Raw genomic sequence first — 24,923 nt, forward strand, 5'->3', positions numbered from 1 at the left:
CCCGCTCCGGCCGCTCGGCCTAGCCCGCCTGGCTTGGCCTGACTCGGGGCCCGCCCCGCCTGGCCCGGCCTGCTGGCCCTGCCCTGCTCGGCCCTGCTCGCCCCGCCCCGCCCCGCCCGGCCTGGCTCGCCCGATGCGACTCGCCCGGTCCGGCCGCCTGACTTGCCCGGCTCGCCTGGCCAGAGACGGCCCTAGTCGCCCGGTTGGCAGGGGCCTGGCTGATTCGACTCGCTTGCCCGGTTGGATCCGGGCCTGCCAGCCCGACTTGGTCAGGCGACTGGTGCCGCTCGGCCGTCCGCACTCGGTCTCGCTGTGGCTCTGACTCGTGAACTCGTCGGCCACCGGGCTGCGCCGTTCGTCGATGCCGCGCGGCTCGCTGCCCGGTCGCGGAGATCGTTCAGCCGCCGAGGTGTTCAGGTCAGCTGCGCGACGCCAGGGGCACCTCCCTTCCGGCGCTCCCGAGCGGCCGTCCTGCAGGCATCTGTAACCGGTGCGCCAAGTTGGTGGTGTGCATAGGTAGCAGTCCACCTCTAGAGACAGTCGGCTTCTCGACGTACTGCTTCCTTGCTTGTATCGCGGCTGCGGGCGTGTTCCGCACTTCTATACCTGTCTGTGCCTGTTGCCAACGGTCGCTCCGCCACGCGCGCACCTTTTCGAGCGCCACGTCCACCAAACGCCGTAGTCTGCCTGTCGCTATTGCTCGGGCTGTCATCGCGTAGCGGTAAAGGGTCGTACGGAAAGTCGGTTCGCATTTTCCTGGCATCGCCACTCCTCAAGATCATCCACGGGTCGGCTGCCCGGCCGGGCGGCGCACCATTTCAAGCTATCCGTGGCCTTGGTGGGGGTGCAACGGGGTGGTTCGACCTGGGGATGGCCAGAAAGGTTGTGGATAACTCAGGTCTCGCCACCTAGTCGGGTGACCGGGGAAGAGGGGTTTCGTGACCGGTTTCGTCACTGCCGAGCACGTGCCCGCGGTGCGACAGTTCGGTGGCCAGGCGGACCGTGGTCGAGAGCAGGTCGTCGAGGTTGTCGGTGCCGTCCGGGGGGTGCCAGCCCTGCGACAGCAGCAGGAGCCGGTCGGCGTTGTCCCGCAACTGGAGCGCTAGTTGGCCGAGTTCGATCCGCTCCCTGACCTCGGCGGCGATCGCCCGGCTGCGGTACGCGCGCTGGCGGCAGGCCGCCGTGCAGTACCGCCGCGGCCGCCCGGCGCCCGCGACGACGAGTGCTCGTCCGCAGTATTCGCAGACTTTTGTCACCACGTTCGGGTGGCGATTCTCCCGACCAGACATCAAATGCCCTGACTTTCTGTAGGTCCAGGCCAGGCACTATCGAGCGAACCAAGATTCATTGACGCGCCAACCGGACCGGTGGTCTACTGAAAGGGTCTTCGAAAAGCCGGGGTCGCCGGGGGCGGCTTTCGGAGACGGGGTCACAGTGTCACCGTACCGGGCGTTATTCGGCTTCCCCACCTGTGCCGCCCGGCTCACCACCACCATTCCACCCATTCCCTTGGGAGTATTCAGCATGTCCACTCAGTACTCGCTCACCGTCACGAACAATTCGACCCAGTTCCAGGACCTGTGTGTCTACCAGAAGCCGGTGGACCTCGGCGTGCCCAACGCGCTGTCGTTGGCGTGGTTGACCGCGCCCGCGTGGCCGGGCACCACCGTCACCTTCACCTGGTCGCTGGACTACAGCTTCGTCTGGGCGCAGACCGGGTCGCTGCAGCCCGGCGTCACCTTCCAGGCCCAGCAGACCGTCGCGGCCGACCCGGAGAACCTGGCCAGCAACCAGATCCAGTACGACTACCGGCAGGGCGCGTTCACCTTCCTCGACGGCCCCTCGGTCGGCACACCGCAGCTCGGGTCGCTCTACATCCGCGAGCTCAACGGCATTCCGGCCAACTCGGCCACCGTCGGCATCGGGATGTCCAACGCGGGCACCTTCGCCGTGCAGGCCCAGCCGAACACCAACCTGGTGTTCACCCCGCACCCGGAGTACTGGATCACCGCGGGCACCTTCACCGCGGGTGAGGTCCTCGACATCGAGCAGATCACCAACGAGGCCGCCGTCCCCTACGACGGCACCTTCGCGATGAACGCGGTGCTCAACTCCAAGAACATCTGGCAGATCAGCGGGGGCGTGGTCTAGAGAACCCCACCCAGACGGCGGCCGACCGGGATCGCCGCCTCGGTCGAGACCGCCGTCCGGCGGGGCGCGGGGAGCGTGGTCGCACCCCCGCGCCCCGCTGTGCCGCGCGCCGAAAACCACGCCATGCCAAGGAGAGTGTCGTGACCAACTACAGCAAGATCCAGCTCATCAGCTACGGCGCCGTGACCTCCACCCCCACCCGGGTGCTCACCGGCGACCAGTCCAACCGCTACTACGAGGACCTGGCCAGCCGCGGCCGCACGCTGTGCGACGTCGCCGACTGGGTCGCCACCACCTCGGCGTCGGCACTGGCCGACCCGGACACGCTCAAGGTCTTCGTGGCCCCCGAGTTCTACTTCCGCTACGGCGGACCATCCGATCCACCGGAGGTGCTCAACGACAGCTACCCCGACGGCGAGCAACTGCTGCCGCGGCTGTCCGAGGAGATCCTCAAACCGCACTTCGCCGCGCAGGGCTACAGCGACTGGGTGATCGTCGCCGGGTCGATGTTCTGGCACAAGCGCGGGCCCGCGCACCCCAGCTACTTCAACACCACGCTGGTGATCAACGGCGGCCCGGACACCGCGCTCACCCCGCAGGAACGCGCCGCCAACGCCGACGTGCGCGCCCTGGCCACGGTCGGCGCAGCGACCACCAACCAGAAGTCCCTGATGTCCAACATCGACTACGCGATCGGCGTCGACCGGTCCGAATGGGACGCCTCGCTCAACCCGATGTTCCGGCTCAGCTTCACCGACGACGAGTTCTGGCGCTGGCACGTGTTCGCCGCGCACGGCAAGGCCGGACCGCAGGGCCAACCGCTGGTGTTCGGGCTCGAGGTCTGCCTGGAGCACATCGTCGCCTACGCGGGCTCGGACTCCGACGTCGGTCTGCTGCGCACCATGGAGGCCCGCGTCCCCGACCAGCCCGAGGTCGACGTCCACCTGGTCACCTCGTGCGGCATGACGCTGAACCCCGCCTTCGGTGTCGCCGCCCGCGACGACGGGTACGCGATGATCGTCGACGGGATGCAGCCGGGCGTCCCGCCGCTGCCCTGGCCCAACGCCGACGTCCGCCGGGTGACCCGTGTCCAGCAGGACGGCAGGCGCTCGGTCGGCGCGTCGGCGCGGGTCCTGAGCAACCGCCCGCTCCCCGCCAACCTGCAGCTCGGCATCGCCAACAACCAGCACAACCCGCCCGACGCCGTCGCCGTCTGGGAACCCGTTCCGCTGGCCGAGCGGGCCTGAACGCCTGCTGGGCCGCGGGGATAGGCCCAGCAACCGCTGGGGTGGTCGGCCACCACCGCGGGTGGTGGCCGACCACGTCACTGATCCGTTGGAGTGAGGGGTCCAGCACTGCTGGAGAGGAGGTGATTCAGGGGTGGGAGCATCGCCCCGGTGTGGGAATGGCAGCTGTGGACAAGGCCGCGGTGGAGAACGAGCGCAGTGGTCGCGCGCGGCCGGTGGTGTGGATGACCGAGCCACCACCCGCTGACCGGGTCGCGAACACGATCCCGAACGCGGCCGAGGTGTCCAGGGTCGTGCAATCCGGCTCGATCGGCGGCGACGTGCTGACCGGTGGCCAGAAGGTCACGATCGGTGCTGGGTCGCAGGTCGTGCTGTCGGGCAACCCGGCGGTCCCGGCAATGGAGTCGCTATCGCCGTCGCAGTCGGCCAGCCGGATCCCGCCCACGCGGCTGTTCCTGGGTCGGTCTGCGGAGCTCGCGCGGCTCGACGCCGTGGTGGGCGAATCGGGCCGAGCGGCGGTCGTGGCCGTGCACGGTCTGGGCGGCGTGGGCAAGTCGACGCTGGCAGCGCGCTTCGCCGGACTGCACGCGGATCGGTTCTCGTTCGTGTGGTGGGTGGTCGCCGACTCCGCGGCGGCGCTGGCCACCGGGCTGGCCGAGGTGTCAGCGGCGGTCGCCCCGGAGACCCGCTCCTTGCCTTTGGAGGAACGGGCCGAACTGGGGACGCGGTGGCTCGCGTCGCACGACGGTTGGCTGTTGGTGCTGGACAACCTCACCGGCCCGGCCGAGGTTGCCGAGCTGGTGGCCCGGGTGCGGACCGGCACGATCGTGATCACCTCGCGGCTGGGCGTCGGCTGGCAGGGCGTGGCGGCGACGGTCGCCGTGGACGTGCTGCCCGCGGCGGACGCGGAGGAGCTGCTGGCCCGGATCGTGCGGGACCAGTGGCCGGACGCCGATCTCAGCGGTGCCGAGGCCTTGTGCGCGGAACTGGGCTGGCTGCCCCTGGCTGTGGAACAGGCGGCCGCCTACCTCGCCCAAACCATGATCACGCCGACCGTCTACCTCGACCTGCTGTCCAAGTACCCCGCCCGCATGTTCACCGCGACCGCCGAGGGCAGCGACGCCCACCGCACCATGGCCCGCATCTGGCACGTCACCCTGGACCGCCTCGCCGACACCCCACTGGCGGGCCAGCTGTTGCACCTCCTCGCGTGGTGGGCTCCGGAGGACATCCCCCGCGCCTTCCTCAGCAGCACGGACGAACTCGCCGTCCACGAGGCATTGGGCAAGCTCGCGGCCTACAACATGATCACGCTCGGCCCCACCACGATCACCGTCCACCGCTTGGTGCAAGCCGTCTCCCGCACCCCTGACCCAGCCGACCCGCACCGCCAACCGGACGACATAGCCACCGCCCGCGACCTCGCCAGTTCGACCCTCGCGTCCCGAGTGGACGGTCTTGACCCGGAGCGGCCCGCTGATTGGCCCCACTACCAGGCTGTTCTGCCTCATGCCCAAGCACTGATGGACCGCACGGCGCCTGAGGTCGACACGCCCGACATGAGTGCACTCCTCAGTTGGCTCGGCAGCTACCTGATCGGTCGGGGTGCCGTCAGCGTCGTCTTCCACCGGCGTGCCGTTCACGGTCGCAGGCGGCATCACGGGCCTGACCACCCGGAAACGCTGGCGGCGCGCAACAACCTCGCCCATGCCTACACCGCTGCCGGTTCAGTGGACCAGGCGATCGTGCTGCTCACGACTCTGCTGGCTGATTGTATGCGCGCGCTGGGCAGTGCTCACCCAGGCACCCTGACCGTCATCAACAACCTCGCAGGCGCATATCGCGAGGCAGGGGACATCGACCAGGCATTCCAGCTGTTCGAGGTCGCCCTCGCCGAGCGCGAACGGGTCTTGGGGCGTGCTCACCCCGACACACTGGCGACTCGCAGCAACATGGCGGAAGTCCACTGGCGGGTTGGCGATCGCGACCAGGCAAGAGTGCTGATGGAAGCGACCCTTGCCGAGCGCGAGCGGATTCTCGGATCTGATCACCCGGACACCCTGACTTCCCGGAACAACCTCGCCGAGATGTTCCGGGAGTTCGGCGAGGTGGATCGAGCGCTAGCGCTGTTCCAAGCATGCCTGGCTGATTGTGAGCGGACCCTAGGAGCTGATCACCCGCACACCTCGGTCGTCCGCAACAACCTCGCAGGCACTTACCAGACCGCAGGCGCGGTCGATCGGGCGATCCCGCTGTTCGAAGCGGCGTTGGCTGATCGCGCGCGGCTGGGGAGCCCCGATCACCCGAACGTCCTGGGGTTGCGCAACAACCTCGCGGGGGCCCACCGCGATCTCGGTGACCTGGACCGCGCGATCTCGCTGTTCGAGGACGCCTTCCGCGACGCGACTCGCATTCTCGGCGCGGACCACCGCATGACCAAGGTCATCCAGGACAACCTCGACCACGTACGGCGCTTGCGGGCCTCAGGGAGCAGTGAGGACGGCCTCAGCGGCGGCGTCGACGTCTGTTAGGGCTGGGCGCCATTGGGCTCGGCACTGGGATTTGCGGGCTCGTTCGCGTTCCACCAAGCGGCCCGCTACGAAGACGACGTCCACGGGGATGCTGTCGCCCAGTTCGGTGAGCAGGCCGCGGATGGTGTCTTCCGCGATCACGGCGTCCTGGTGGTCGCCGAGGATGTCCTGGAACTCCTTGGTCGCCGCGACCAGGGCGCGGATGCGCTTGCGGGCAGCCGGTTCGGCCATCTCGGCGGCGTAGCGCAGGCGCTTGCCGTGGATGCGCAGCTCGTGCAGGTCGTCGTCCGGCGGGTTCTCGCCGAGGGCGTCCGCGGCGCGCATCAGCTTGCGGTGCGGCTTGCGGATCACGCTCACCAACGCGGGCGGCTCGGCGTCGCCGTCCTCCGGCGCGGCCACGACCACCTCGGACGTCGCCGCCGCGCGCACGGCCTCCAGCAGTCGCCGGTAGCGCTTGCTCCGCAGGACGCCGAGCATCTTCTTGCGCGCGTCCTTGCGCCGGACCACCAGACCGTGCAGCAGCTGCTCGACGGCGGCCAACTCGACCTCGTCGAACCCCACCGCCTGGGCGCGCAGGCTCTCCAGCTGCACGTCGAGGTCGCGCACCGCCCCGAGCGAGGCGCCGAGCCACTTCAGCTCGGCGTCCAGCTCCGGCAGCGGCAGACCCGCCTTGAGCGCTGCCCGGGCCCGCCGCACAGCGACCCGCATCTGGTGCACGTGCTCGGGATCGGTGCCCTCGCGCGCGCCTTCGGTGCGGGCCGAGAGCTCCTCGACCTGCGCGGTGAGCCTGGCCTGGATCCGGGAGACGAGTTCAGTCACGCCGACATCGTATTTCCTCGGCCGTTCGGCCCCGGTTCGCTCAGTCGTTCGCGTGCAGCGCGGTGTTCAGCTCGACGCCGGTGCCGTCGCGCCCGACCACCTCGACCGCGCCCGTGGTCGAGTTCCGCCGGAACAGCAGGCCGGACTCGCCGGAGAGCTCGCGCGCCTTCACCAGCGTCCCGTCCGCCAGCCGCACCTTGGTGCCCGCCGTCACGTACAGCCCGGCCTCCACCACGCAGTCATCACCCAGCGAGATCCCCACCCCGGCGTTCGCGCCGAGCAGGCAGCGCTCGCCGACGCTGATGACCTCCTTGCCGCCGCCCGAGAGCGTCCCCATGATCGACGCGCCGCCGCCGACGTCGGAGCCGTCGCCGACCACCACACCGGCCGAGATCCGACCCTCCACCATGGACGCGCCGAGCGTGCCCGCGTTGAAGTTGACGAAGCCCTCGTGCATCACGGTCGTCCCGGTCGCCAGGTGCGCGCCGAGTCGCACCCGGTCGGCCTCGGCGACGCGGACCCCGGCGGGCAGCACGTAGTCGACCATCCGCGGGAACTTGTCCACCCCGTACACCGTCACCTGGCCCCGCCCGCGCAGCCGCAGCCGGGTCGCCTCGAACCCGTCGACCGGGCACGGGCCGTGGTTGGTCCACACGACGTTGCTGAGCAGGCCGAACACCCCGTCGAGGTTCTGCCCGTGCGGGCGCACCAGGCGCGCCGAGAGCAGGTGCAGCCGCAGGTACACGTCGTGCGCGTCGATCGGCGGGCGCTCCAGGTCGTCGACCGTGGTGCGCACCGCGACCACCTCGACGCCGCGCGCCAGGTCCGGCCCGAGCAGCGCGGCCACCCCGGCGCCCAGTTCCGCGGTCGCCTCCTCGGTGGACAGCCGCACCGTGCCCGCCTCGCCAGCCGCGCCGAGCCGCGGCGTCGGGAACCAGGTGTCGAGCACCGAACCGTCCGTGCTCACCGTTGCCAGGCCGACGCCGTGGGCGCCCTTGCTCTCAGTCGCTTCCGCACTGCTCACACGGGACACGGTAGCCAATCGCGCGAGGAGTAGGGTCACTGGCCGTGACCGTTGAGTTGGATCTCACCGCCGACCCCGTCGACCTCACCGCCGCCGTCGTCGCCGTCCCCAGCGTGTCCGAGGACGAGGCCGTGCTGGCCGACGCCGTCGAACGTGCCCTGCGCGCGCAGGCACCGCACCTGGAAGTGGTCCGCACCGGCAACGCCGTGCTCGCGCGGACCAACCTGGGTCGTGCCTCCCGCGTGGTGCTCGCCGGTCACATCGACACCGTGCCGGTCAACGACAACCTGCCGCCGCGCCTGGTCGACGGCGTGCTGCACGGCCTCGGCGCGGTCGACATGAAGGGCGGGGTGGGGGTCATGCTGCACGTGGCCGCCGCGGTGACCGATCCCAAGCACGACCTGACGTTCCTGTTCTACGACTGCGAGGAGATCGACGCTTCCCGCAACGGCCTGCTCCGGGTCGAGCGCGACCTGGCGGACTGGATGCGCGGCGACCTCGCGATCGTCCTCGAGCCCTCCAACGGCACCATCGAGGCGGGCTGCCAGGGCACCATGCGCATCGCGATCCGCACCTCCGGGGTCCGCGCGCACACCGCCCGGGGCTGGATGGGCGTCAACGCGATCCACGCGATCGGCGCGGTCCTGTCGACCCTGGCCGCCTACGAGACCCGCGTCGTCGACATCGACGGCTGCACCTACCGCGAGGGCTTGCAGGCCGTGCACGTCTCCGGCGGTGTCGCGGGCAACGTGGTCCCGGACGCGGCCGAGGTGCGCGTCAACTTCCGCTTCGCCCCCGACCGCTCGCCCGCGCAGGCCGAGGCGCACCTGCGCGAGGTCTTCGCGGGGTTCGACGTGACCGTCGTGGACGGTGCCGCGGGCGCCCTGCCCGGCCTGACCGCGCCAGCCGCGCAGGAGCTGCTGGCCGCCGCCGGTGGGACCCCGGTCGCCAAGCTGGGCTGGACCGACGTGGCCCGGTTCGCCGCGCTGGGGATCCCGGCGGTCAACTTCGGCCCGGGTGACCCGACGATGGCGCACACCCAGCACGAGCACGTCCCGGTCGAACAGATCACCGAGTGCGCGCGGGTCCTTCGCCAGTTCGTCGGCGGATAGTCGCCATTAGCCCGTTCGGGGACAAGGTGATCGTCCTAGACTCGCTCGCGTGACCATTGATGGACCCGAGGACCTCGGCAGCGACCTCAACGCCGACGTGCACCCCAAGGAGCGCCAGCGCGGCCCGGTGACCTTGCGCCGGGAACGCAGCGAAGAGGCGACGACCACCGACCAGCGCCTGCTCGACTCGCGCGGGCCGTCGGATTGGGTGCACACCGACCCGTGGCGGGTGCTGCGCATCCAGGCCGAGTTCGTCGAGGGCTTCGGCGCGCTCGCCGAGGTGCCGCGCGCGGTCACCGTCTTCGGTTCGGCCAGGACCAAGCGCGAGGACCCGGAGTACCAGCTCGGCCGCGACATCGGCGCCGCGCTGGCCGCGTCCGGCTTCGCGACCATCACCGGCGGCGGCCCCGGCGCGATGGAGGCGGTCAACCGCGGCGCGTCCGAGGCGGGCGGCCTGTCGATCGGCCTGGGCATCGAGCTGCCGTTCGAGCAGGGCCTCAACCCGTGGGTCGACCTGGGCGTGAACTTCCGGTACTTCTTCGCGCGCAAGACGATGTTCATCAAGTACTCGCAGGCCTTCATCTGCCTGCCGGGTGGCTTTGGCACGTTGGACGAGCTCTTCGAGGCTCTTACCCTCGTGCAGACCAAGAAGGTCACCAAGTTCCCGGTAGTCCTGTTTGGCACCGAGTACTGGGGTGGCCTCTATGAGTGGCTGCGCAGCTCGGTCCTCACCGGCGGCAAGATCGGCGAGAAGGACATGTCCCTCTTGCACCTGACCGACGACGTCGACGACGCCGTCGGTGTGGTCGAGAAGGCGTACCAAGCCTGGAGCGACGCCCATTGAGCCGCTCGGTAGCCGTCTACTGCGGTTCCCACACCTCGGTGCCACGGTCGTACCTGGACCTGGCTGACGAAGTAGGCGCCGGTATCGCTGCCCGCGGTTGGACGCTCGTCTGGGGCGGGTCTGCCGTTTCCATGATGGGCTCGGTAGCCCGCGCAACCAAGCGCGGGGGATCGCGGACAGTTGGCGTAATACCGCGCGCGTTGGTGGACCTGGAGGTAGCGGACCCCTCCGCCGATGAACTTATCGTCGTCGACACAATGCGCGAACGAAAGCGCGAAATGGACGACCGCGCCGACGCCTTCTTAGCGCTACCTGGCGGACTCGGCACTTGCGAGGAACTCTTCGAGGTCTGGACTTCCCGCTACCTCGGCATGCACACCAAACCCGTCGTCCTCCTCGACCCCGACGACCATTGGTCCGGCATGCTCACCTGGGTCCGGGAACTCCACTCCCGAGGCTTCGTCAACGACGTGGCCCTCAACGCCCTCACCATCACCCGCACCGCCGACGAGGCCCTCTCCGTCTGCGCCTAACCCCCGCCCCACCAGCCCCTTCCTCCCCTTCCAAGATCGCCCCCACCCCCCACCAAGATCGCCGCCGACCCCCCACGCGTGCCAGCCCGGCCCCCACCCTCTCCGGGGGGCGGCCCCGGTGCCAGTTTATCGGGTTTGGGGGGTGGGGGAGGGGTGGCGGGATTTCTGGGGATGGTGGGAGGGGTTGTGGATAACCCGGCAAAGGGCAGGTCGGGAGGTGGGGAAGGGGTGGTGAGAAAGGCGGTGGGTGAGGATCACCCATTGGGGGACTAGACGCTGGCCGGCGAGATTAGGCGGCTTCGCTGGGACGCTTGTGGTACGAGTCGACGTATTCCTGGCCGCTGAGTTCGAGGATGGCGTACATGACCTCGTCGGTCACCGCGCGGCGGATGGGCAGCGAATTGGCCATCCCGTCGTAGCGGGAGAAGTCCAGGGGCTCGCCGAAGCGCACCGTGATGCGGTGCGGTCGCGGCCACTTGCGGCCAGCGGGCTGCACCTTGTCGGTCCCGATCAGGGCCACCGGCACGACCGGGGCCTTGTGCTCCAGCGCCAGCTGCGCCACCCCGGTCCGACCCCGGTGCAGCTTGCCGTCGAGCGAGCGCGTGCCCTCCGGGTGGATGGCGAACGCGTCGCCCGCGTCCAGCACGGCGCCCGCGACCTCAAGGGACGCCAGCGCGGCGCGGCTGTTGTCGCGTTCGACGGGGATGGCCCCCAGGGCTCGGAAGAAGACGCCCACCAGGCGCTTGTTCGGGGAGCCGCCCGCGAAGTACTCCGCCTTGGCGAGGAACGCGACCTTGCGGGAGACCATCATCGGCACCACGAAGCTGTCGATGACCGCCAGGTGGTTGATCGCCAGGATCACCGGGCCCTTGGCGGGTACCCGGTCAGCGCCCTCGACAACGGGTCGCAGGAACAGCCTGGCCAGGAACGAGAGCACGACGCGCAGCGTGCGGTAGAACACGGATTGGCCTCCTCGGTCGCACTCAACTGTAGCCGGCGCCCACCACGACCACCGCGCGGTGGAGACGCCGCTCACCATGGCACCATCGGTAACCATGACCGCTCTCCGGTTCGGCACCCGCGAAGTCGCTCAGGACCGCGCCCTGGTGATGGCGATCGTGAACCGGACCAGGGACTCGTTCTACGACCGGGGTGCCACCTTCGCCGAGCCCGCCGCCCTGGCCGCGGTCGACCGGGCGGTGGCCGAGGGCGCCGACATCGTCGACATCGGGGGTGTTCGGGCCGGGTCGCACGGTGAGCCGGTCGACTCCGCGGAGGAGGCCCGCCGGGTCGTCCCGTTCGTCGCGGCGGTGCGCGAGCGCCACCCGGACCTGGTCATCAGCGTCGACACCTGGCGGCACGAGGTGGGTCGGGCGGTGTGCGCGGCCGGTGCCGACCTGATCAACGACACCTGGGCGGGCGCGGACCCGAGGCTGGCCGAGGTCGCCGCCGAGTTCGGGGTCGGCATCGTCTGCTCGCACACCGGGGGCGCCGCCCCGCGTACCGACCCCCACCGCGTCCGGTACGGCGACGTGGTCGGCGAGGTCGTGAACGAGCTTGTGACCCGCGCTGAGCGAATGGTGGAGTTGGGCGTACCGCGCGAAGGTGTGCTCATCGACCCGACGCACGACTTCGGTAAGAACACCTGGCACGGCTTGGAACTCTTGCGGCGCTTGGACGAACTGGTCGCTACCGGGTGGCCGGTGCTGATGGCGCTGTCCAACAAGGACTTCGTCGGCGAGACTCTTGACGTAACCCTCGACGAGCGCGTTGACGGGACTCTTGCCGCTACCGCTGTATCCGCGTGGGCAGGCGCAAGAGTGTTCCGCGCCCACCAAGTCACCCAGACCCGGCAGGTGGTCGACATGGTCGCCAGCATCGCCGGAACCCGACCCCCGGCCCGTGTGACGCGGGCATTGGCGTGACCGGTCTGGAGCGCACTACCTGGCAGAGTCCCGAGTGGACCGTCACGCAGCTAGTACGTGCCAAGGGAAGTCGTACCGTTAGCGTTGTCTTGCCCGCCTTGAACGAAGAGGCCACCGTTGGTGCTGTCGTGGCATCGGTGCTGCCGTTGGTGGGGACGTTGGTAGATGAGCTCGTGGTCATCGACTCCGGCTCGACGGACCGCACTTGTGCGCTCGCTGAGGCAGCAGGCGCACGGGTCGTGCACCGCGACGAGGTGTTGCCCGCCGTCGCCCCGCGCCCCGGCAAAGGCGAGGTCCTCTGGCGCTCACTGGCCGCCACCAGCGGTGACCTGGTCGTCTACCTCGACTCCGACCTGGTCGACCCCGACCCCGCGTTCGTCCCGCACCTGCTCGGCCCGCTGCTGACCGCGCGCGGCGTGCACCTGGTCAAGGGGTTCTACCGGCGCCCGCTCCGGCTGGAGACCGAGGAGGTCGGCACCGGCGGCGGCCGCGTCACCGAACTGCTCGCCCGGCCGGTCCTGTCCGCGCTGCGCCCCGACCTCGCCGACATCATCCAACCCCTCGGCGGCGAGTACGCGGCCACCCGCGAGTTCCTCACGTCCGTCCCGTTCGCCGCGGGCTACGGCGTCGAGATCGGTCTGCTGCTCGACGCGCACTCCCGCTACGGGCTCACCGGCCTCGCGCAGGTCAACCTCGGCGTCCGCAAGCACCGCAACCGCTCGCTGCTGCAGCTGGGCGTCATGGCCAGGCAGATCCTCGGCACCGCCCTCGACCGCTGCGGCGTCGCCTCCGGCACCGGCGTGCTGACCCAGTTCGTCCAGGTCGGCGGCGAGTGGCTGCCCGACCGGACCGAGGTCCTCGTGGCCGACCGACCGCCGATGGCCGCCGTCCTCAACGGCTAGACCGGCCTGGTCAGGTGGTACTCGGTGATGCTCGGGTCGTTCGGGTACGGCATCTCCCGGCCGTTCGGGGTGAACCCGAGCCGGTCGTAGAAGCGGCGCGCGCGGGGGTTGTTGCCCACGACCCAGGCGTTGACCGCGGTCGCCCCCTCCGCCTTCGCCCACGCCACCACGGTCTCCACCATCTCGGTCGCCAACGCCGTCGCGCGCGCGGCCGGTGCGATCCAGACCGAGATCATCTCGACCTGGTCGCCGGGGATACCCGCGGCGATCGCGACCGGCTCCTCGTCGTCGGTGAACGCGAGGAAGATGGCGTGCCTGCGCGGCCAGTCGCGCCAGTGGTCGTCGTCGTAGGGCGTCTCCCTGGCCAGGTTGGACGCGAACGCGTACGGGGCCTCGGTGAGGGCCGCCAGCCGGGTGGCGCGGATCGCGGACCAGTCGGCTGGGGAGGCGCGGCGGATGGCCATGATCGCGAGGTTCCCCGGCCGCGCGGGACGGGGGCAACCGTTTTTCTGCGGCTCACCCGCTGTGCGGACCGGCTGATGCGTGACACGATCTGCCCGTGACCACCGTGCTCATCTACCTCGTCGTCATGGCGCTTGTGGCCGCCGTGGTGTTCCTGCTCGCCTCCGTGGTGTTCGGCCGGGGCGAGGAACTGCCCGCGCTGCCCCCCGGCGCCTCGCCGACCCGGCTGCCCGCGGCCGACGTCACCGGTGACGACGTGCGCTCGCTGCGGTTCCAGCTGGTGTTGCGCGGCTACCGGATGACCGAGGTCGACTGGGTCCTGCAGCGCCTCGGCGGCGAGATCGATCAGCTCCGGGCCAAGGTGGCCGAGCTGGAGAAGGCGGATGATCCGAGTCGTTGAGCGCGTCGAGGTCGCCGCGCCTGCCCGGGTGACCTGGGCCGCGATGACCGACTGGGCGAACCAGGGCGCGTGGATGCTGGGCACCGCGGTCCGCGTGACCAGCGGTGACGGCCGCGGCGTCGGGTCGACCCTGGCCGCGTTCACCGGTGTCGTCGGCATCGGGTTCACTGACCACATGGAGATCACCGAGTGGCGGCCGCCGGTCCGCTGCGCCGTCCGGCACACGGGGTGGCTCGTGCGCGGCACCGGGGTGTTCGAGGTCGTGGACCGCGGCGCGGCCGGGTCGACCTTCGTGTGGCGTGAAGACCTGCGGGTGCCGCGGCCGCTGTGGGCCGCGGTGAGCCCGGTGTTCCGCGCCGGGCTGCGGCTGTCGTTGCGCCGGTTCGCGCGGTTCGCGGAGGGGCGGGCGTGACGGAGCTGGTGCGGTGCGCTTGGGGTGACTCGACGCCTGACTACGCGGACTACCACGACAACGAGTGGGGCGTGCCGTTGCGCGGGCGGGACGCGATGTACGAGCGGGTGAGCTTGGAGGCGTTCCAGAGCGGGTTGTCGTGGATCACGATCCTGCGCAAGCGGGAGGCGTTCCGGACGGCGTTCTCGCGGTTCGTGCCGGAGCGGGTCGCCGAGTTCGACGGCGCCGACGTGGAGCGGCTGATGAACGACGCGGGGATCGTGCGGAACCGGGCGAAGATCGAGGCCACCATCCGCAACGCCCGCGCCATCGTCGCGCTTGAGCAGCCGCTGGACGAGCTCCTCTGGTCCTTCGCGCCGACCACCCCCCGCCCCCGCCCCGCCACCTTCGCCGACGTCCCCGCCATCACCCCGGAGTCCACGGCCATGGCCAAGGCCCTCAAACGCCACGGCTTCGCCTTCGTCGGCCCGACGACCTGCTACGCCCTCATGCAAGCCACCGGCATGGTCGACGACCACGTGGCCACCTGCTGGCGCGCCAAGCAGAGCGCCAGCAGGTAGAGCGCCGATCACATTTGCGAGAGCACTGCTCTCGCAAAAGAGCGCCGCTCTCGCACCCTCTGCGGTGACCTGATGGGAGAGCGGTGCTCTCTGTTGTGAGCGGTGGTCTGATTTGAGAGCGGCGCTCTCGGGTCAGTGGCCGGTGAAGGCGGGCGGGCGTTTGGCGACGAAGGCCTCGACGCCCTCGCGGTGGTCGGCCGTGGCGCCTGCTTCCTTCTGGGTGCGGCCTTCGACGGCCAGGCCCTCGGCGAGAGGGGAGCCTGCTGACGTGAGCAGGGCTTCCTTGATCTTGGCGTAGGCCGTGGTGGGGCCCGCGGCGAGCCGGGTCGCCAGGGCGCGGGCGGTGGGGAGGACTTCGTCCACCGGCACGACCTGGTTGACCATCCCGATCCGGAGCGCCTCCTCCGCGTCCACCGGCCGCGCCAGCAGGAACAGCTCCATCGCCCGGCCGTAGCCGATCAAGCGGGGCAGGGTCCACGCGGAGCCGGAGTCGGCGGTCAGGCCCACCCCCGCGAAGGCCATCAGGAACTTGGTCGACTCCGCCGCGATCCGCAGGTCGCACGCGTACGCGAACGACGCCCCCGCCCCCGCCGCCATCCCGTTCACAGCCGCGATGATGGGCTTTGGCAAAGTAGTGATAGCCGTCACGATCGGGTTGTAGTGCTTGTCGACCGTGTCCAGCGGCGAGGGGTGGTCCGCGCGCAGCAGGTCCAAGTGCTCCTTCAAATCCTGCCCGGCGCAGAAGGCCTTACCGGCCCCAGTTAGCACTACCGCGCGCACCGCGTCATCCGAACCAGCCTCGCCCAAGGCTGTGATCAGCGCTTCCTTCAATGACACCGTCAGCGAGTTGAACGACTCCGGTCGGTTCAGAGTCAGCGTGCGCACCCCGTCGCGGTCTGAGATCGTCAGCACCTCGGCCACTGGACGCCACCTTTCCTGGTCACGCGGTAGACCTCTGCTTACCACCCCGCCGCAGGCAGTCGTCCAGGAACTCCGTCACAGCCGCTGCCAAGCGGGCCGTGTGGCTGTCGAAGAACTCGGCGGCAGCGAAACCGGGCCAGTCTTGCGGCAAGAGGTCCACCGGTAGCCCGGGGTCGGCGAACAGGAACTTCCGCCACGCGTGGAGCAGCTGCTGGGTCGCTGCGAAGGCCTCCGCCGGGATGGTTCCGTCCACAGCGGACATCACCGGTGTCCACGTCGACACGAACTCGCGGTAGCGCTCACCCAACCCGGTGAGATCCCACGCGCGTGCCGCCAGGTCCACATCCGACCCGTCCTGCGCACCGTGGAACACCCGGGCGACCAGGCCCTCGCCCGCCAGCACCTCGGGCAGCTCCGCCGACGGCCGGGGGGCCACCCAGGTCGACGGTCCGAGGGGGCCGTAACCGAGCAGCTGCAACGACGACGACAGGCGGTCGCGGGTCCCGCGCGGCGGCGGCTCCTCCAGCACGACCACGTGCCAGCGGCCGTCCCATGTGGACGGGAGGGTGCGGTAGATGCGCCTGCCCGCCTCGTCCAGCCGCAGCTCGGCGCGGGTGGTCAGGGTGTACCCGGGACCGTCCTCGAGGCGGACCGGGGTGAGCCAGCCCTGGCGGACCATTCTGGACACCGCGGTCCGGATCGCGGGCGCGCCGAAGCCCAGCGGCTCCAGCAGCCGCACCAGCGCGGCGATGGTCGCCGAGCCGTCCCGCTGCCGCAGGTGGCCGCCGAAAACGTCGAAGAGGGCGGAACGGGCGCGCACGACGGTCGAGTCTGGCAGGCCGCCGACCCCCGGCGCCACCCATCGTGGCCGGTCACCCGACACGCGATGATCGGTTCCGATTTCACCGCCGCGCGCCGGATGGGGGAGAATGGCCCGGACCCGGCGGGTTCGCCACGTCGGGCGGGCAGGCTATGACGGAGGGAGCACGCTATGGCGGCCATGAAGCCCCGGACCGGAGACGGTCCCCTCGAAGTGACCAAGGAGGGCCGGGGCATCGTGATGCGCGTCCCGCTCGAGGGCGGCGGACGTCTGGTGGTCGAGATGACCCCGGAGGAGGCCAGCAACCTCGGCGACGCGCTCAAGTCCGCCTCGGGCTGATCCCCCGACGCCGGGTCTGATCACCGCCACCGGTCGTGATCACCCCGGCGCACCCCGGCCCAGCAGACACCCTCGACGCTCCCGCACGGAGGACCGCTTGTCCACGCCGACCCCGCCGACCCCGCTGCCCGACGTGGAGGTGTCCGCCGGGTCCGCGGCAGGCGTCCCGGTCGCGGTCCTCACCAGGACCGCGGGCGACGGCCCGGCCCAGATCGGCCCCGGCGGCGACGAGCTGTCCCCGGCGTGGGCGGAGGCCGTGGGGCTGGCGGGCAAGTCCGGCGAAGTGCACCGCGGTCCGGTTGACGCGGCGGTCCGGTGGGCGGTCGGTGTCGGCCCCGGCGAGCCCAAGCACTGGCGCGGCGCGGGCGCGGCGCTCGCCCGTGCGGTCAACGCCCTGCTGGAGACCCGGCCGGACGCGGGCGACGCCGTGCAGGTCGAGCTCCCCGACGACGTCGACGCCGAGCAGGCCGCCTGGTTCGCGACCGGGCTGCGGCTGGGCGGCTACCGGTTCCGGGTGACCGGCGACGACCCGGCGCCCAGGCTGCGCTCCGTGCGGTTCGTGGTGTCCGAACGCGACCGTCGCGACCGGATCGCCGCCGCGGTCAAGCGGGCCGGTGTGCTCGCCGCCGCGACCGCGCTGACCCGTGATCTCGCCAACGCCCCGTCCAACGTCAAGGACCCCGCCTGGCTGGCCAAGACGGCGGTCAAGGCGCTCGGTAAGCCCAAGGGCCTCACTGCCCGCGTGCACGACGAGAAGTGGCTCGCTGAGCACGGCTTCGGCGGTGTGCTCGCCGTCGGCGCAGGCTCTTCGCGTCCGCCCCGCCTGGTGCACCTGACCTGGTCGCCGCCTAACGCCGTCGGTCCGCACATCGGCCTGGTCGGCAAGGGCATCACCTTCGACACCGGCGGCATCTCCATCAAGCCGAACGAGGGCATGCACCTCATGCGCACCGACATGGCTGGCGGCGCGGCCGTGCTCGCCGCAGTTGGCGCTATCGCCCGTCTTGGCCTGCCTGTTCGTGTGACGGCTCTAGTCCCGTGCGCGGAGAACCACGTCTCCGGCTCCTCTTACCGCCCCGGCGACATCGTGCGCCACTACGGCGGTAAGACCACGGAGATCACCAACACCGACGCCGAGGGCAGGGTCGTCCTTGCCGACGCCCTCACCTACGCCCACCAGGACCTGGGCGTGGACCTGCTCGTCGACGTAGCCACTCTGACCGGCGCCATGAAGGTCTCCCTCGGCACCCGGATCGGCGGCCTGTTCACCGACGACGACGCCCTCGCCGACCGGATCGCCGCCGCGAGCACCACCGCCGGGGAGGCCCTGTGGCGCATGCCACTGCTGGACCACCTGGCGGCCGAGGTGCACAGCGACGTCGCCGACGTGCGCCAGTGCCCGCCCGGCCCCGGTGCGATCACCGCGGCCCTGTTCCTGCGGGAGTTCACCGGCGGCCTGCCGTGGGCGCACCTGGACATCGCGGGCCCGGCGCGGGCCGACCGCGGCTACGCCGACGTGGTGCCCGGCGCGACCGGGTTCGCCGCCCGCACGCTGGTCGAGTTCGTCTCCTCGTACGCGTCCTGACCGAAGACCCGGTCGAGGAACGCGTACTTCGCCACGAACACCGGTAGCCCGCTGAGCACGTAGGTCACGTTCAGCACCAGCGTGCGCGCCGCCCGGTCCGCGACGAGCGGGCCGACCAGCCAGTCCGCGGCGGCGGTCAGCAGCACCGAGACGAGCCCGCCGAGCACCGTGACCACCAGGTACCCGACGACCTGCCTGGTCAGCCGGGGCATGCCGCGCTGGCCCCAGGCCCACCACCGGATCATCACGAAGTGCGGCACCGCGCCGACCGCGAACGCCACCGTGCTGGCGACCAGTGCACCGAACACACCCCACCCGTACAGGACGAACAGGACCAGCTGGCTGATCCCGGTCGCCACCAGCGACGCCACTGTGTAGCGGGTGAATCGGACCCGCACGTTCTGTCCCAGCACCCTCGCCAACCTAAGAGCCACTGGCTGATGGTCCTCTCAGCGCGGCGCGGTACACCTCGACCGTCCGCTCGGCCACCGACTCCCAGGAGAACTCCCGCTCGGCCCGTGCGCGCCCCGCGGCACCCATCGCCGCTGCGCGGTCCGGTGTGGACAGCAGCGCGTTGACCGCGTCCGCCAGCCCGGTCTGGAACGCTGCGGTGTCGTCGGCGTCGTAGTGCACCAGCAAGCCGGTCTCCCCGTCTGCCACGACCTCGGGGATGCCCCCGACGTCGGAGGCCACGACCGCGGTGCCGCAGGCCATAGCCTCAAGGTTCACGATGCCCAGCGGCTCGTAGACCGACGGGCACACGAACACGGTCGCGTGGCTGAGCAGTTGGCGCACCTCGGGCTGCCGCAGCATCCGTTGGATCCAGAACACCCCGCCGCGCTGTTCGGCCAGTTCCTCTACCGCTGCCCTAGTCTCTTCGGCGATTTCCGGCGTATCGGGGGCACCTGCGCATAGGACTACCTGCGCTGATGGGTCTATCCGGTGCGCAGCGGCGATGAGGTGGTTCACGCCCTTCTGGCGGGTGATCCTGCCTACGAACACGACCGTCGGTTTCGTCGGGTCGATGCCGTTTTCGACTAGAGCGTCCACCTCGGACACCGGGTGGTAGTTGGCCGCGTCGATCCCGTTGCGCACGACGTGGACGCGAGCCGGGTCGAGTTCGGGATAGCAGTCGAGCACGTCGGTACGCATACCTTCACTGACTGCGATCACCGCGTCCGCTGCAAGGTAGGCGGTGCGCTCTACCCAGCTAGAGAGCCGGTAGCCGCCACCGAGCTGCTCGGCCTTCCACGGCCTTCGCGGCTCAAGCGAATGTGCCGTCACTACGTGCGGGATCCCGTGCAGCATCTGCGCCAGGTGCCCCGCGTGGTTCGCGTACCAGGTGTGCGAGTGGACCAGGTCGACGCCTTCGACCGCGGCGGTGATGGACAGGTCCGCGGAGAGGGTCCGCAGCGCGGGATTGGCCCGTTCCAGACCCGCTGCCGGGTTGTGCGCGGTCGCGTCTTCGCGGGGACCACCGAAGCAGTGCACGTCGACGTCGGTGAGCGCCCGGAGCCTCGGCACCAGGTAACCCACGTGGACACCTGCCCCGCCGTAGACCTCCGGCGGGTACTCCCTGGTCAGCAATCCGATGCGCACGCCTGCCACGGTAGTCGCAGTCCGCGGCGCGGAACGCGGTGCGGCGCCCGGGTGAACACCGGGGCAATGGGCGGTCAACGAGCGCCCACACGGAGTAGCGCGTCTGGCAGGACAACCACGCTGACGGTTAGATTCATCGTGTGAAGGGCAAGCCGCGCGTACTCGGGATCGTGTTGGCTGGTGGCGAGGGCAAACGCCTGTGGCCCCTCACGGCGGACCGGGCCAAACCCGCTGTGCCGTTCGCGGGCAACTACCGACTTGTCGACTTCGTGCTGTCGAACCTGGTCAACGCCGGGTTTCACCAGCTGTGCGTGTTGACGCAGTACAAGTCCCACTCCCTGGACAAGCACATCTCGACCACGTGGCGCCTGTCGAACGTGCTCGGCCAGTACGTGACCCCGGTTCCGGCGCAGCAGCGGCTCGGACCGCGCTGGTATCACGGCAGTGCTGATGCCATCTACCAGTCGCTCAACCTCGTCTACGACGAGCAGCCCGACTACATCGCCGTGTTCGGTGCCGACCACGTCTACCGCATGGACCCCGGTCAGATGCTCGAGCAGCACATCGACTCCGGCGCTGGCGTCACCGTCGCGGGCATCCGCGTCCCACGCCACGAGGCCAGGGCGTTCGGATGCATCGACTCGGACGCCACTAAGCGGATCACCAGCTTCCTGGAGAAGCCGGATGACCCGCCCTCGGTGCCAGACGACCCCGACGTCACGTTCGCCTCTATGGGGAACTACCTGTTCTCGACATCCACGCTGATCGAGGCTCTACGCGCGGACGCGGCCGACCGCGACTCCATGCACGACATGGGCGGCGACATCATCCCGATGCTGGTGGACCAGGGCACCGCCCACGTCTACGACTTCGCCGACAACGTCGTGCCGGGGGAGACCGAACGCGACAAGGGCTACTGGCGTGACGTTGGAACGTTGGACGCCTACTACGACGCGCACATGGACTTAGTGTCGGTGCACCCCGTGTTCAACCTCTATAACCGGCTCTGGCCGATCCGCACGGCGACGCCTCCACTGCCACCCGCCAAGTTCGTCAACGGCGGCACGGCCACCGAGTCGATCGTCGGACCCGGGTCGGTCATCTCCGGCTCTACCGTGACTGACTCGGTCATCAGCGCCGATGTCGTCATTGAGGACGGGGCGGTCGTAGAGGGCAGCGTGCTGCTGCCGGGTGCTCGAGTCGGTAAGGGCGCCATCGTCCGGAAGGCGATCCTCGACAAGAACGTCGTCGTCGCCGATGGTGTTCGGCTCGGAGTCGAGCTAGAGGCCGACCGACAGCGCTACACAGTGAGCGCCAGCGGTGTCGTAGTGCTCGGCAAGGGAGCCCACGCCGACTAGGCGATCTTGGCCGCGAGCAGCAGGCCTTCCCCCAGGGGGAGCAGCAGCGGGACCAGCCGGTCGTCCTCACGCACAGCGCGCACGACCTCGCGTAGCGCCAGAGTCTCGACGTCGCGGCGGGCAGGATTGGCGATGTTGCCCTGGTAGAGGACGCTGTCGAAGGCGAGCACACCGCCAGGGCGCAGCAGCCGCACGCCGTGCTCGTGGAACGCCGGGTACTCGGTGCTCGCAGCGTCGACGAACAGCAAGTCATAACCGCCGTCGCTGAGCCGGGGCAGCACGTCCAGCGCCCGACCCATGATCAGACGGGTCTTCCCCGGGGCCACGCCCGCCTGGCGGAAGGTGCGCTTGGCGACCGCCTGCACCTCGGGCTCGACGTCGATCGAGGTCAGCACGCCGTCGGGGGCCATGCCGCGCAGCAGGTGCAGACCACTCACGCCGACCCCGGTGCCGACCTCCACGACCGCCTTCGCGCGCAGCGCCGCGGCCAGGAACCGCAGCGCCGCCCCGGTCGCCCTGCTGACCGGGACGCAGCCGAGCTCGGCGCCCAGGGTCCGCGCCGCGACGAGCGTGTCGTCCTCGACGAGGTAACCCTCGATGTAGTCGCTGAGCCCCACCGAGCCTGCGACGGGCGGTTCCGGTGCCACGGGAACGCAGATTAGCGGCGGTCGTGGCCAAAACGGGTGAACCTGACCGGAAGGTCACCCGCGGACGTTTTCTCAGCCTCGTCTCAGCCCACTCTGAGCATCACCACATGGGCGGGCGGCATCGTGGTCGTCAACAGGGGAAGTGGCCGAGAGCGGGGACGCTGTGGGACTGAGCGCGGTGGGGTCGATGGGCAGGGTCGCGGGGAACACAACAGGCCGCGCGGGCGTTGGAACGGGTAGTGGGCAGGACGGGCTTCAGGAGGTGCGCATCCCCACGACGCAGAGCGCGACCGAGGTCAAGCCGGTCGAGCTGACCGAGCAGGCCGAGTGGACGGTCCCGAGTTGGGACGAGGTCGTGCGCGAGCACGGCGACCGGGTGTACCGGCTGGCGTACCGCCTCGCGGGCAACGCGCACGACGCCGAGGACCTCACCCAGGAGACCTTCATCCGGGTGTTCCGCTCGCTCGCGTCGTACAAGCCGGGCACCTTCGAGGGCTGGCTGCACCGGATCACCACGAACCTGTTCCTGGACATGGTCCGGCGCCGCTCCCGGCTGCGCATGGAGGGCCTGCCCGAGGACACCGACCGACTCGAGGGCGACGAGCCGAGCCCCGAGGAGGTCTACGACGAGACCCACCTCGACCCGGACCTGCAGGCCGCGCTCGACGAGCTCCCGCCGGAGTTCCGCGCCGCCGTCGTGCTCTGCGACGTCGAGGGCCTGTCGTACGAGGAGATCGGCGCCACCCTCGGGGTGAAGCTGGGTACTGTGCGCAGCAGGATCCACCGCGGCCGCCAGGCCCTGCGGGTGGCTTTGGAGCGCCGCCGGGCGCTGGCGCGAGAGGCATCGGCATGACCTGTGTGGAGGTCGACTCATGACGTTCGAACGCGCCCTCGGGCTGGGCGAGCAGCACCTGCTGCCCGACGCCGTGGTCGCCTTCGTCGACGGTGAGCTCAGCCGGGCCGCCCACGACCGGGTGACCTCCCACGTCACGACCTGCACCTGGTGCGCGGCCGAGATCACCGCCCAGCGCCAGGCCAGCGCGGCCGTGCGCGCGGCGTCGGCCCCGGCCATGTCGCCCGGGCTGCTCGCCGCGCTGCGGGCCATCCCGCAGGAGACCGAGCTGCCCGCCACCCCGGACGGCCTCGCGGTCACCGAGGACGGCCAGCTCGTCGCCATCCAGCGCCCCGACCGCGCCGCCGCCGCGTTCGGCGGAGGCACCCCGTTCGGCTCCGGCCCCAAGCTCGGCGAGGGCGGCGTCGTCCTCGGCAAGCGCAACCGCCGAGCCGCCCAAGGCGCCGGAGTGGTCGTGTCCGGCCTGGTCCTCGGCGCCCTGGCCCTGGTCAACACCGGCGGCCCGGCCCCCGCCGCGACCCCGCAACCCACCCAGCCCCTCGACGGCGGAGCCCAGCCAGTCGGCTTCGTCGGCCAAGGCGCGATGCCGTCGCTGTTCCCCAGCTACAGCATGGTCGCCGCCCGCTAAGACTCTTCTCCACACGTGAAGGCCACTGCCATCGAGGCGGTGGCCTTCATGCTGTCTCGGGGCTTGCTGGGGCCTTGGTTCGGTGACTCCGCTGGGTGAATCTGAGCTGTGCTGTTGATGGATGCCCAGGTCGGAGTTATCCACAACCCGATCGGTTGTCCACAGATTTCGGCTGCCCCCCTTTGTGCTGGTGAGACTGGGTAGACTGGCACTGGGGACGCCCCCCGTGGTGTGGTGGGGGCTGGGGCGAGCGGGGGCGGTCCCCGAAATGAGGTTGAGTCTCCGCAGGTGAGGGCTGTCGCCGTCGAGGCGGTGGCCCTTTTTGCCGTTTCGTGGGTCTCGTGTTGGCCCTGATGCCGGGGCGCTGCCGGGGTGAGCTTGGTCTGGGTCGTCTGCGGATGCCCGGGGCGGAGTTGCCCACACGGCGATGTTGTTTGCCGATTCCGCTGATCTCCTTGGCCGGTGGTTAGGCGCGCCGGGCCATGTGTTGAGGGCTGGCCTTCTCGCTGTTTCGGGGCTTGCGTTGGCCTTGGTCTCGTGGCACTGCTGGGTGAATCTGGCCCTAGCCGCCCTTGGATGCCCATGTCGCAGTTGTCCACAACCCAATCGGTTATCCACAGATTTCGGCCGACCCCCTTTGCGCTGGTGGGACCGGGTAGACTGGCACTGGGGACGCCCCCCGTGGTGTGGTGGGGGCTGGGGCGAGCGGGGGCGGTCCCCGGAACAGTGCTGGGCTGGGCTGGGCTGGGCTGGGTCGGAGGCGAACCTCCACATGTGAAGGCCACTGCCGCAGGGGCGGTGGCCTTCGTGCTGTCCGGGGTCTCCGTGTTGACCTTGGTTCCTGCGGCACCGCCGGGTGAACTTGGTGGTGGCTGCCGGTGGATGTCCAGGTCGGAGTTATCCACAACCCAGTCGGTTGTCCACAGATTTCGGCCGACCCCCTTTGCGCTGGTCAGACTGGGTAGACTGGCACTGGGGACGCCCCCCGTGGTGTGGTGGGGGCTGGGGCAGGCGGGGGCGGTCCCCGAATTGGGGGCGAGTCGAGCCGGGCGTGGGCTGGGGCGAGGCTGTGGGCCGAGTGGAGTCGGCAAAGGGCAACGGGGGTTGGGGAGTGGCGGCGGGGGCTGGCGGTGAGCGTGCCGACCCGGGGCGGAGGGGTGGGGACAGGCGGAAGGCGGTGGGTGGCGGTCGAGGCGGTGTGGGTGCGGCTGGCTTGTGGAACTCGAGGGGCTGCTGGCCGCCGGGGGCTCG

At 70.4% G+C, this 24,923-nt stretch carries 26 protein-coding genes; 16 read left to right on the plus strand and 10 right to left on the minus strand.

The window, feature by feature from the left end; all coding sequences use genetic code 11:
* Window positions 1–908: 908 nt before the first annotated feature.
* On the minus strand, window positions 909–1,256 hold the full coding sequence (locus LV75_RS29030) for a hypothetical protein (RefSeq protein WP_253890531.1): 348 nt from the start codon (window positions 1,254–1,256) through the stop codon (window positions 909–911).
* Between the two features lie 268 nt (window positions 1,257–1,524).
* Here LV75_RS29030 and LV75_RS29035 point away from each other — a divergent pair, with 268 nt between their 5' ends.
* From LV75_RS29035 to LV75_RS29045, 3 genes are all read left to right on the plus strand, one after another.
* Window positions 1,525–2,151: a RhiA family protein gene (locus LV75_RS29035; RefSeq protein ID WP_253890532.1), complete on the plus strand. Its 627-nt coding sequence runs from the start codon at window positions 1,525–1,527 to the stop codon at window positions 2,149–2,151.
* 140 nt (window positions 2,152–2,291) lie between these two features.
* Complete coding sequence (locus LV75_RS29040) at window positions 2,292–3,398, plus strand: hypothetical protein (RefSeq protein WP_253890533.1); 1,107 nt, start codon at window positions 2,292–2,294, stop codon at window positions 3,396–3,398.
* A gap of 158 nt (window positions 3,399–3,556) precedes the next feature.
* Window positions 3,557–5,929, plus strand: coding sequence for a tetratricopeptide repeat protein (locus tag LV75_RS29045; protein ID WP_253890534.1), 2,373 nt, complete (start codon window positions 3,557–3,559; stop codon window positions 5,927–5,929).
* Here LV75_RS29045 and LV75_RS29050 read toward each other — a convergent pair.
* Complete coding sequence (locus tag LV75_RS29050) at window positions 5,882–6,748, minus strand: CHAD domain-containing protein (RefSeq protein ID WP_253890535.1); 867 nt, start codon at window positions 6,746–6,748, stop codon at window positions 5,882–5,884. The two genes, LV75_RS29045 and LV75_RS29050, sit on opposite strands and share 48 nt — an antisense overlap.
* Before the next feature lie 40 nt (window positions 6,749–6,788).
* Window positions 6,789–7,772, minus strand: a complete 984-nt coding sequence (gene dapD / locus LV75_RS29055; RefSeq protein WP_253890536.1) for a 2,3,4,5-tetrahydropyridine-2,6-dicarboxylate N-succinyltransferase — start codon at window positions 7,770–7,772, stop codon at window positions 6,789–6,791.
* Between the two features lie 44 nt (window positions 7,773–7,816).
* On the opposite strand from dapD, the gene dapE reads away from it, so the two are divergent.
* The 3 genes from dapE to LV75_RS29070 are packed head-to-tail and all read left to right on the plus strand — an operon-like array spanning window position 7,817 to window position 10,261.
* Window positions 7,817–8,884, plus strand: a complete 1,068-nt coding sequence (dapE, locus tag LV75_RS29060) for a succinyl-diaminopimelate desuccinylase (protein ID WP_253890537.1) — start codon at window positions 7,817–7,819, stop codon at window positions 8,882–8,884.
* A 49-nt stretch (window positions 8,885–8,933) separates the two neighbouring features.
* Window positions 8,934–9,728 carry an LOG family protein gene (locus LV75_RS29065; protein WP_253890538.1) on the plus strand — a complete coding sequence of 265 codons (795 nt, stop codon included), beginning with the start codon at window positions 8,934–8,936 and terminating at the stop codon, window positions 9,726–9,728.
* Between the two features lie 38 nt (window positions 9,729–9,766).
* Window positions 9,767–10,261 carry an LOG family protein gene (locus LV75_RS29070; RefSeq protein WP_372504253.1) on the plus strand — a complete coding sequence of 165 codons (495 nt, stop codon included), beginning with the start codon at window positions 9,767–9,769 and terminating at the stop codon, window positions 10,259–10,261.
* Between the two features lie 289 nt (window positions 10,262–10,550).
* Here the strand turns inward: LV75_RS29070 and LV75_RS29075 are convergent, their stop codons facing one another.
* Window positions 10,551–11,222: a lysophospholipid acyltransferase family protein gene (locus tag LV75_RS29075; RefSeq protein WP_253890539.1), complete on the minus strand. Its 672-nt coding sequence runs from the start codon at window positions 11,220–11,222 to the stop codon at window positions 10,551–10,553.
* A 94-nt stretch (window positions 11,223–11,316) separates the two neighbouring features.
* On the opposite strand from LV75_RS29075, the gene folP reads away from it, so the two are divergent.
* Together folP and LV75_RS29085 are read left to right on the plus strand one after the other, a co-directional pair.
* The gene (folP, locus tag LV75_RS29080; protein ID WP_253890540.1) at window positions 11,317–12,186 is read left to right on the plus strand and encodes a dihydropteroate synthase; all 870 of its coding nucleotides are present in this window, start codon (window positions 11,317–11,319) and stop codon (window positions 12,184–12,186) included.
* Window positions 12,183–13,088, plus strand: a complete 906-nt coding sequence (locus LV75_RS29085) for a glucosyl-3-phosphoglycerate synthase (RefSeq protein ID WP_253890541.1) — start codon at window positions 12,183–12,185, stop codon at window positions 13,086–13,088. The genes folP and LV75_RS29085 overlap by 4 nt, the downstream gene beginning before the upstream one ends.
* Here LV75_RS29085 and LV75_RS29090 read toward each other — a convergent pair.
* Complete coding sequence (locus LV75_RS29090) at window positions 13,085–13,552, minus strand: GNAT family N-acetyltransferase (protein ID WP_253890542.1); 468 nt, start codon at window positions 13,550–13,552, stop codon at window positions 13,085–13,087. The two genes, LV75_RS29085 and LV75_RS29090, sit on opposite strands and share 4 nt — an antisense overlap.
* Before the next feature lie 95 nt (window positions 13,553–13,647).
* Here LV75_RS29090 and LV75_RS29095 point away from each other — a divergent pair, with 95 nt between their 5' ends.
* Genes LV75_RS29095 through LV75_RS29105 form a run of 3 tightly spaced genes read left to right on the plus strand, consistent with a single transcriptional unit; the run spans window position 13,648 to window position 14,922 of the window.
* Window positions 13,648–13,950, plus strand: a complete 303-nt coding sequence (locus LV75_RS29095) for a DivIVA domain-containing protein (protein WP_253890543.1) — start codon at window positions 13,648–13,650, stop codon at window positions 13,948–13,950.
* Window positions 13,934–14,362 (plus strand): SRPBCC family protein, encoded by a 429-nt coding sequence (locus LV75_RS29100; protein WP_253890544.1) that lies wholly within the window; start codon window positions 13,934–13,936, stop codon window positions 14,360–14,362. Before LV75_RS29095 ends, LV75_RS29100 begins: the two co-directional genes overlap by 17 nt.
* On the plus strand, window positions 14,359–14,922 hold the full coding sequence (locus LV75_RS29105) for a DNA-3-methyladenine glycosylase I (protein ID WP_253890545.1): 564 nt from the start codon (window positions 14,359–14,361) through the stop codon (window positions 14,920–14,922). The genes LV75_RS29100 and LV75_RS29105 overlap by 4 nt, the downstream gene beginning before the upstream one ends.
* Before the next feature lie 132 nt (window positions 14,923–15,054).
* Here the strand turns inward: LV75_RS29105 and LV75_RS29110 are convergent, their stop codons facing one another.
* Window positions 15,055–15,843: an enoyl-CoA hydratase-related protein gene (locus LV75_RS29110; RefSeq protein WP_253890546.1), complete on the minus strand. Its 789-nt coding sequence runs from the start codon at window positions 15,841–15,843 to the stop codon at window positions 15,055–15,057.
* A 19-nt stretch (window positions 15,844–15,862) separates the two neighbouring features.
* Window positions 15,863–16,663 carry a PaaX family transcriptional regulator gene (locus tag LV75_RS29115; protein WP_253890547.1) on the minus strand — a complete coding sequence of 267 codons (801 nt, stop codon included), beginning with the start codon at window positions 16,661–16,663 and terminating at the stop codon, window positions 15,863–15,865.
* A 171-nt stretch (window positions 16,664–16,834) separates the two neighbouring features.
* Here LV75_RS29115 and LV75_RS29120 point away from each other — a divergent pair, with 171 nt between their 5' ends.
* A complete protein-coding gene (locus LV75_RS29120) occupies window positions 16,835–17,002 on the plus strand; it encodes a DUF3117 domain-containing protein (protein ID WP_204450530.1) in 168 nt (55 codons plus the stop codon).
* 97 nt (window positions 17,003–17,099) lie between these two features.
* A complete protein-coding gene (locus LV75_RS29125) occupies window positions 17,100–18,587 on the plus strand; it encodes a leucyl aminopeptidase (protein ID WP_253890548.1) in 1,488 nt (495 codons plus the stop codon).
* On the opposite strand, the gene LV75_RS29130 is transcribed toward LV75_RS29125, so the two are convergent.
* Together LV75_RS29130 and glgA are read right to left on the minus strand one after the other, a co-directional pair.
* Window positions 18,509–19,000: a GtrA family protein gene (locus LV75_RS29130; RefSeq protein WP_253890549.1), complete on the minus strand. Its 492-nt coding sequence runs from the start codon at window positions 18,998–19,000 to the stop codon at window positions 18,509–18,511. The two genes, LV75_RS29125 and LV75_RS29130, sit on opposite strands and share 79 nt — an antisense overlap.
* Before the next feature lie 10 nt (window positions 19,001–19,010).
* A complete protein-coding gene (gene glgA / locus LV75_RS29135; protein ID WP_253890550.1) occupies window positions 19,011–20,186 on the minus strand; it encodes a glycogen synthase in 1,176 nt (391 codons plus the stop codon).
* Between the two features lie 140 nt (window positions 20,187–20,326).
* Here glgA and glgC point away from each other — a divergent pair, with 140 nt between their 5' ends.
* Complete coding sequence (gene glgC, locus LV75_RS29140) at window positions 20,327–21,544, plus strand: glucose-1-phosphate adenylyltransferase (protein ID WP_253890551.1); 1,218 nt, start codon at window positions 20,327–20,329, stop codon at window positions 21,542–21,544.
* Here glgC and LV75_RS29145 read toward each other — a convergent pair.
* Window positions 21,541–22,191, minus strand: coding sequence for an O-methyltransferase (locus LV75_RS29145; RefSeq protein ID WP_253890552.1), 651 nt, complete (start codon window positions 22,189–22,191; stop codon window positions 21,541–21,543). The two genes, glgC and LV75_RS29145, sit on opposite strands and share 4 nt — an antisense overlap.
* 268 nt (window positions 22,192–22,459) lie before the next feature.
* Here LV75_RS29145 and sigE point away from each other — a divergent pair, with 268 nt between their 5' ends.
* Both sigE and LV75_RS29155 read left to right on the plus strand, forming a co-directional pair.
* Window positions 22,460–23,044, plus strand: coding sequence for an RNA polymerase sigma factor SigE (gene sigE, locus LV75_RS29150; RefSeq protein WP_253890672.1), 585 nt, complete (start codon window positions 22,460–22,462; stop codon window positions 23,042–23,044).
* A 19-nt stretch (window positions 23,045–23,063) separates the two neighbouring features.
* Entirely contained in the window at window positions 23,064–23,672 is a 609-nt protein-coding gene (locus LV75_RS29155) for an anti-sigma factor (RefSeq protein WP_253890553.1), read from the plus strand.
* Window positions 23,673–24,923 lie beyond the last annotated feature (1,251 nt).

Source organism: Actinokineospora diospyrosa, from assembly GCF_024171925.1.
GTDB lineage: Bacteria > Actinomycetota > Actinomycetes > Mycobacteriales > Pseudonocardiaceae > Actinokineospora > Actinokineospora diospyrosa.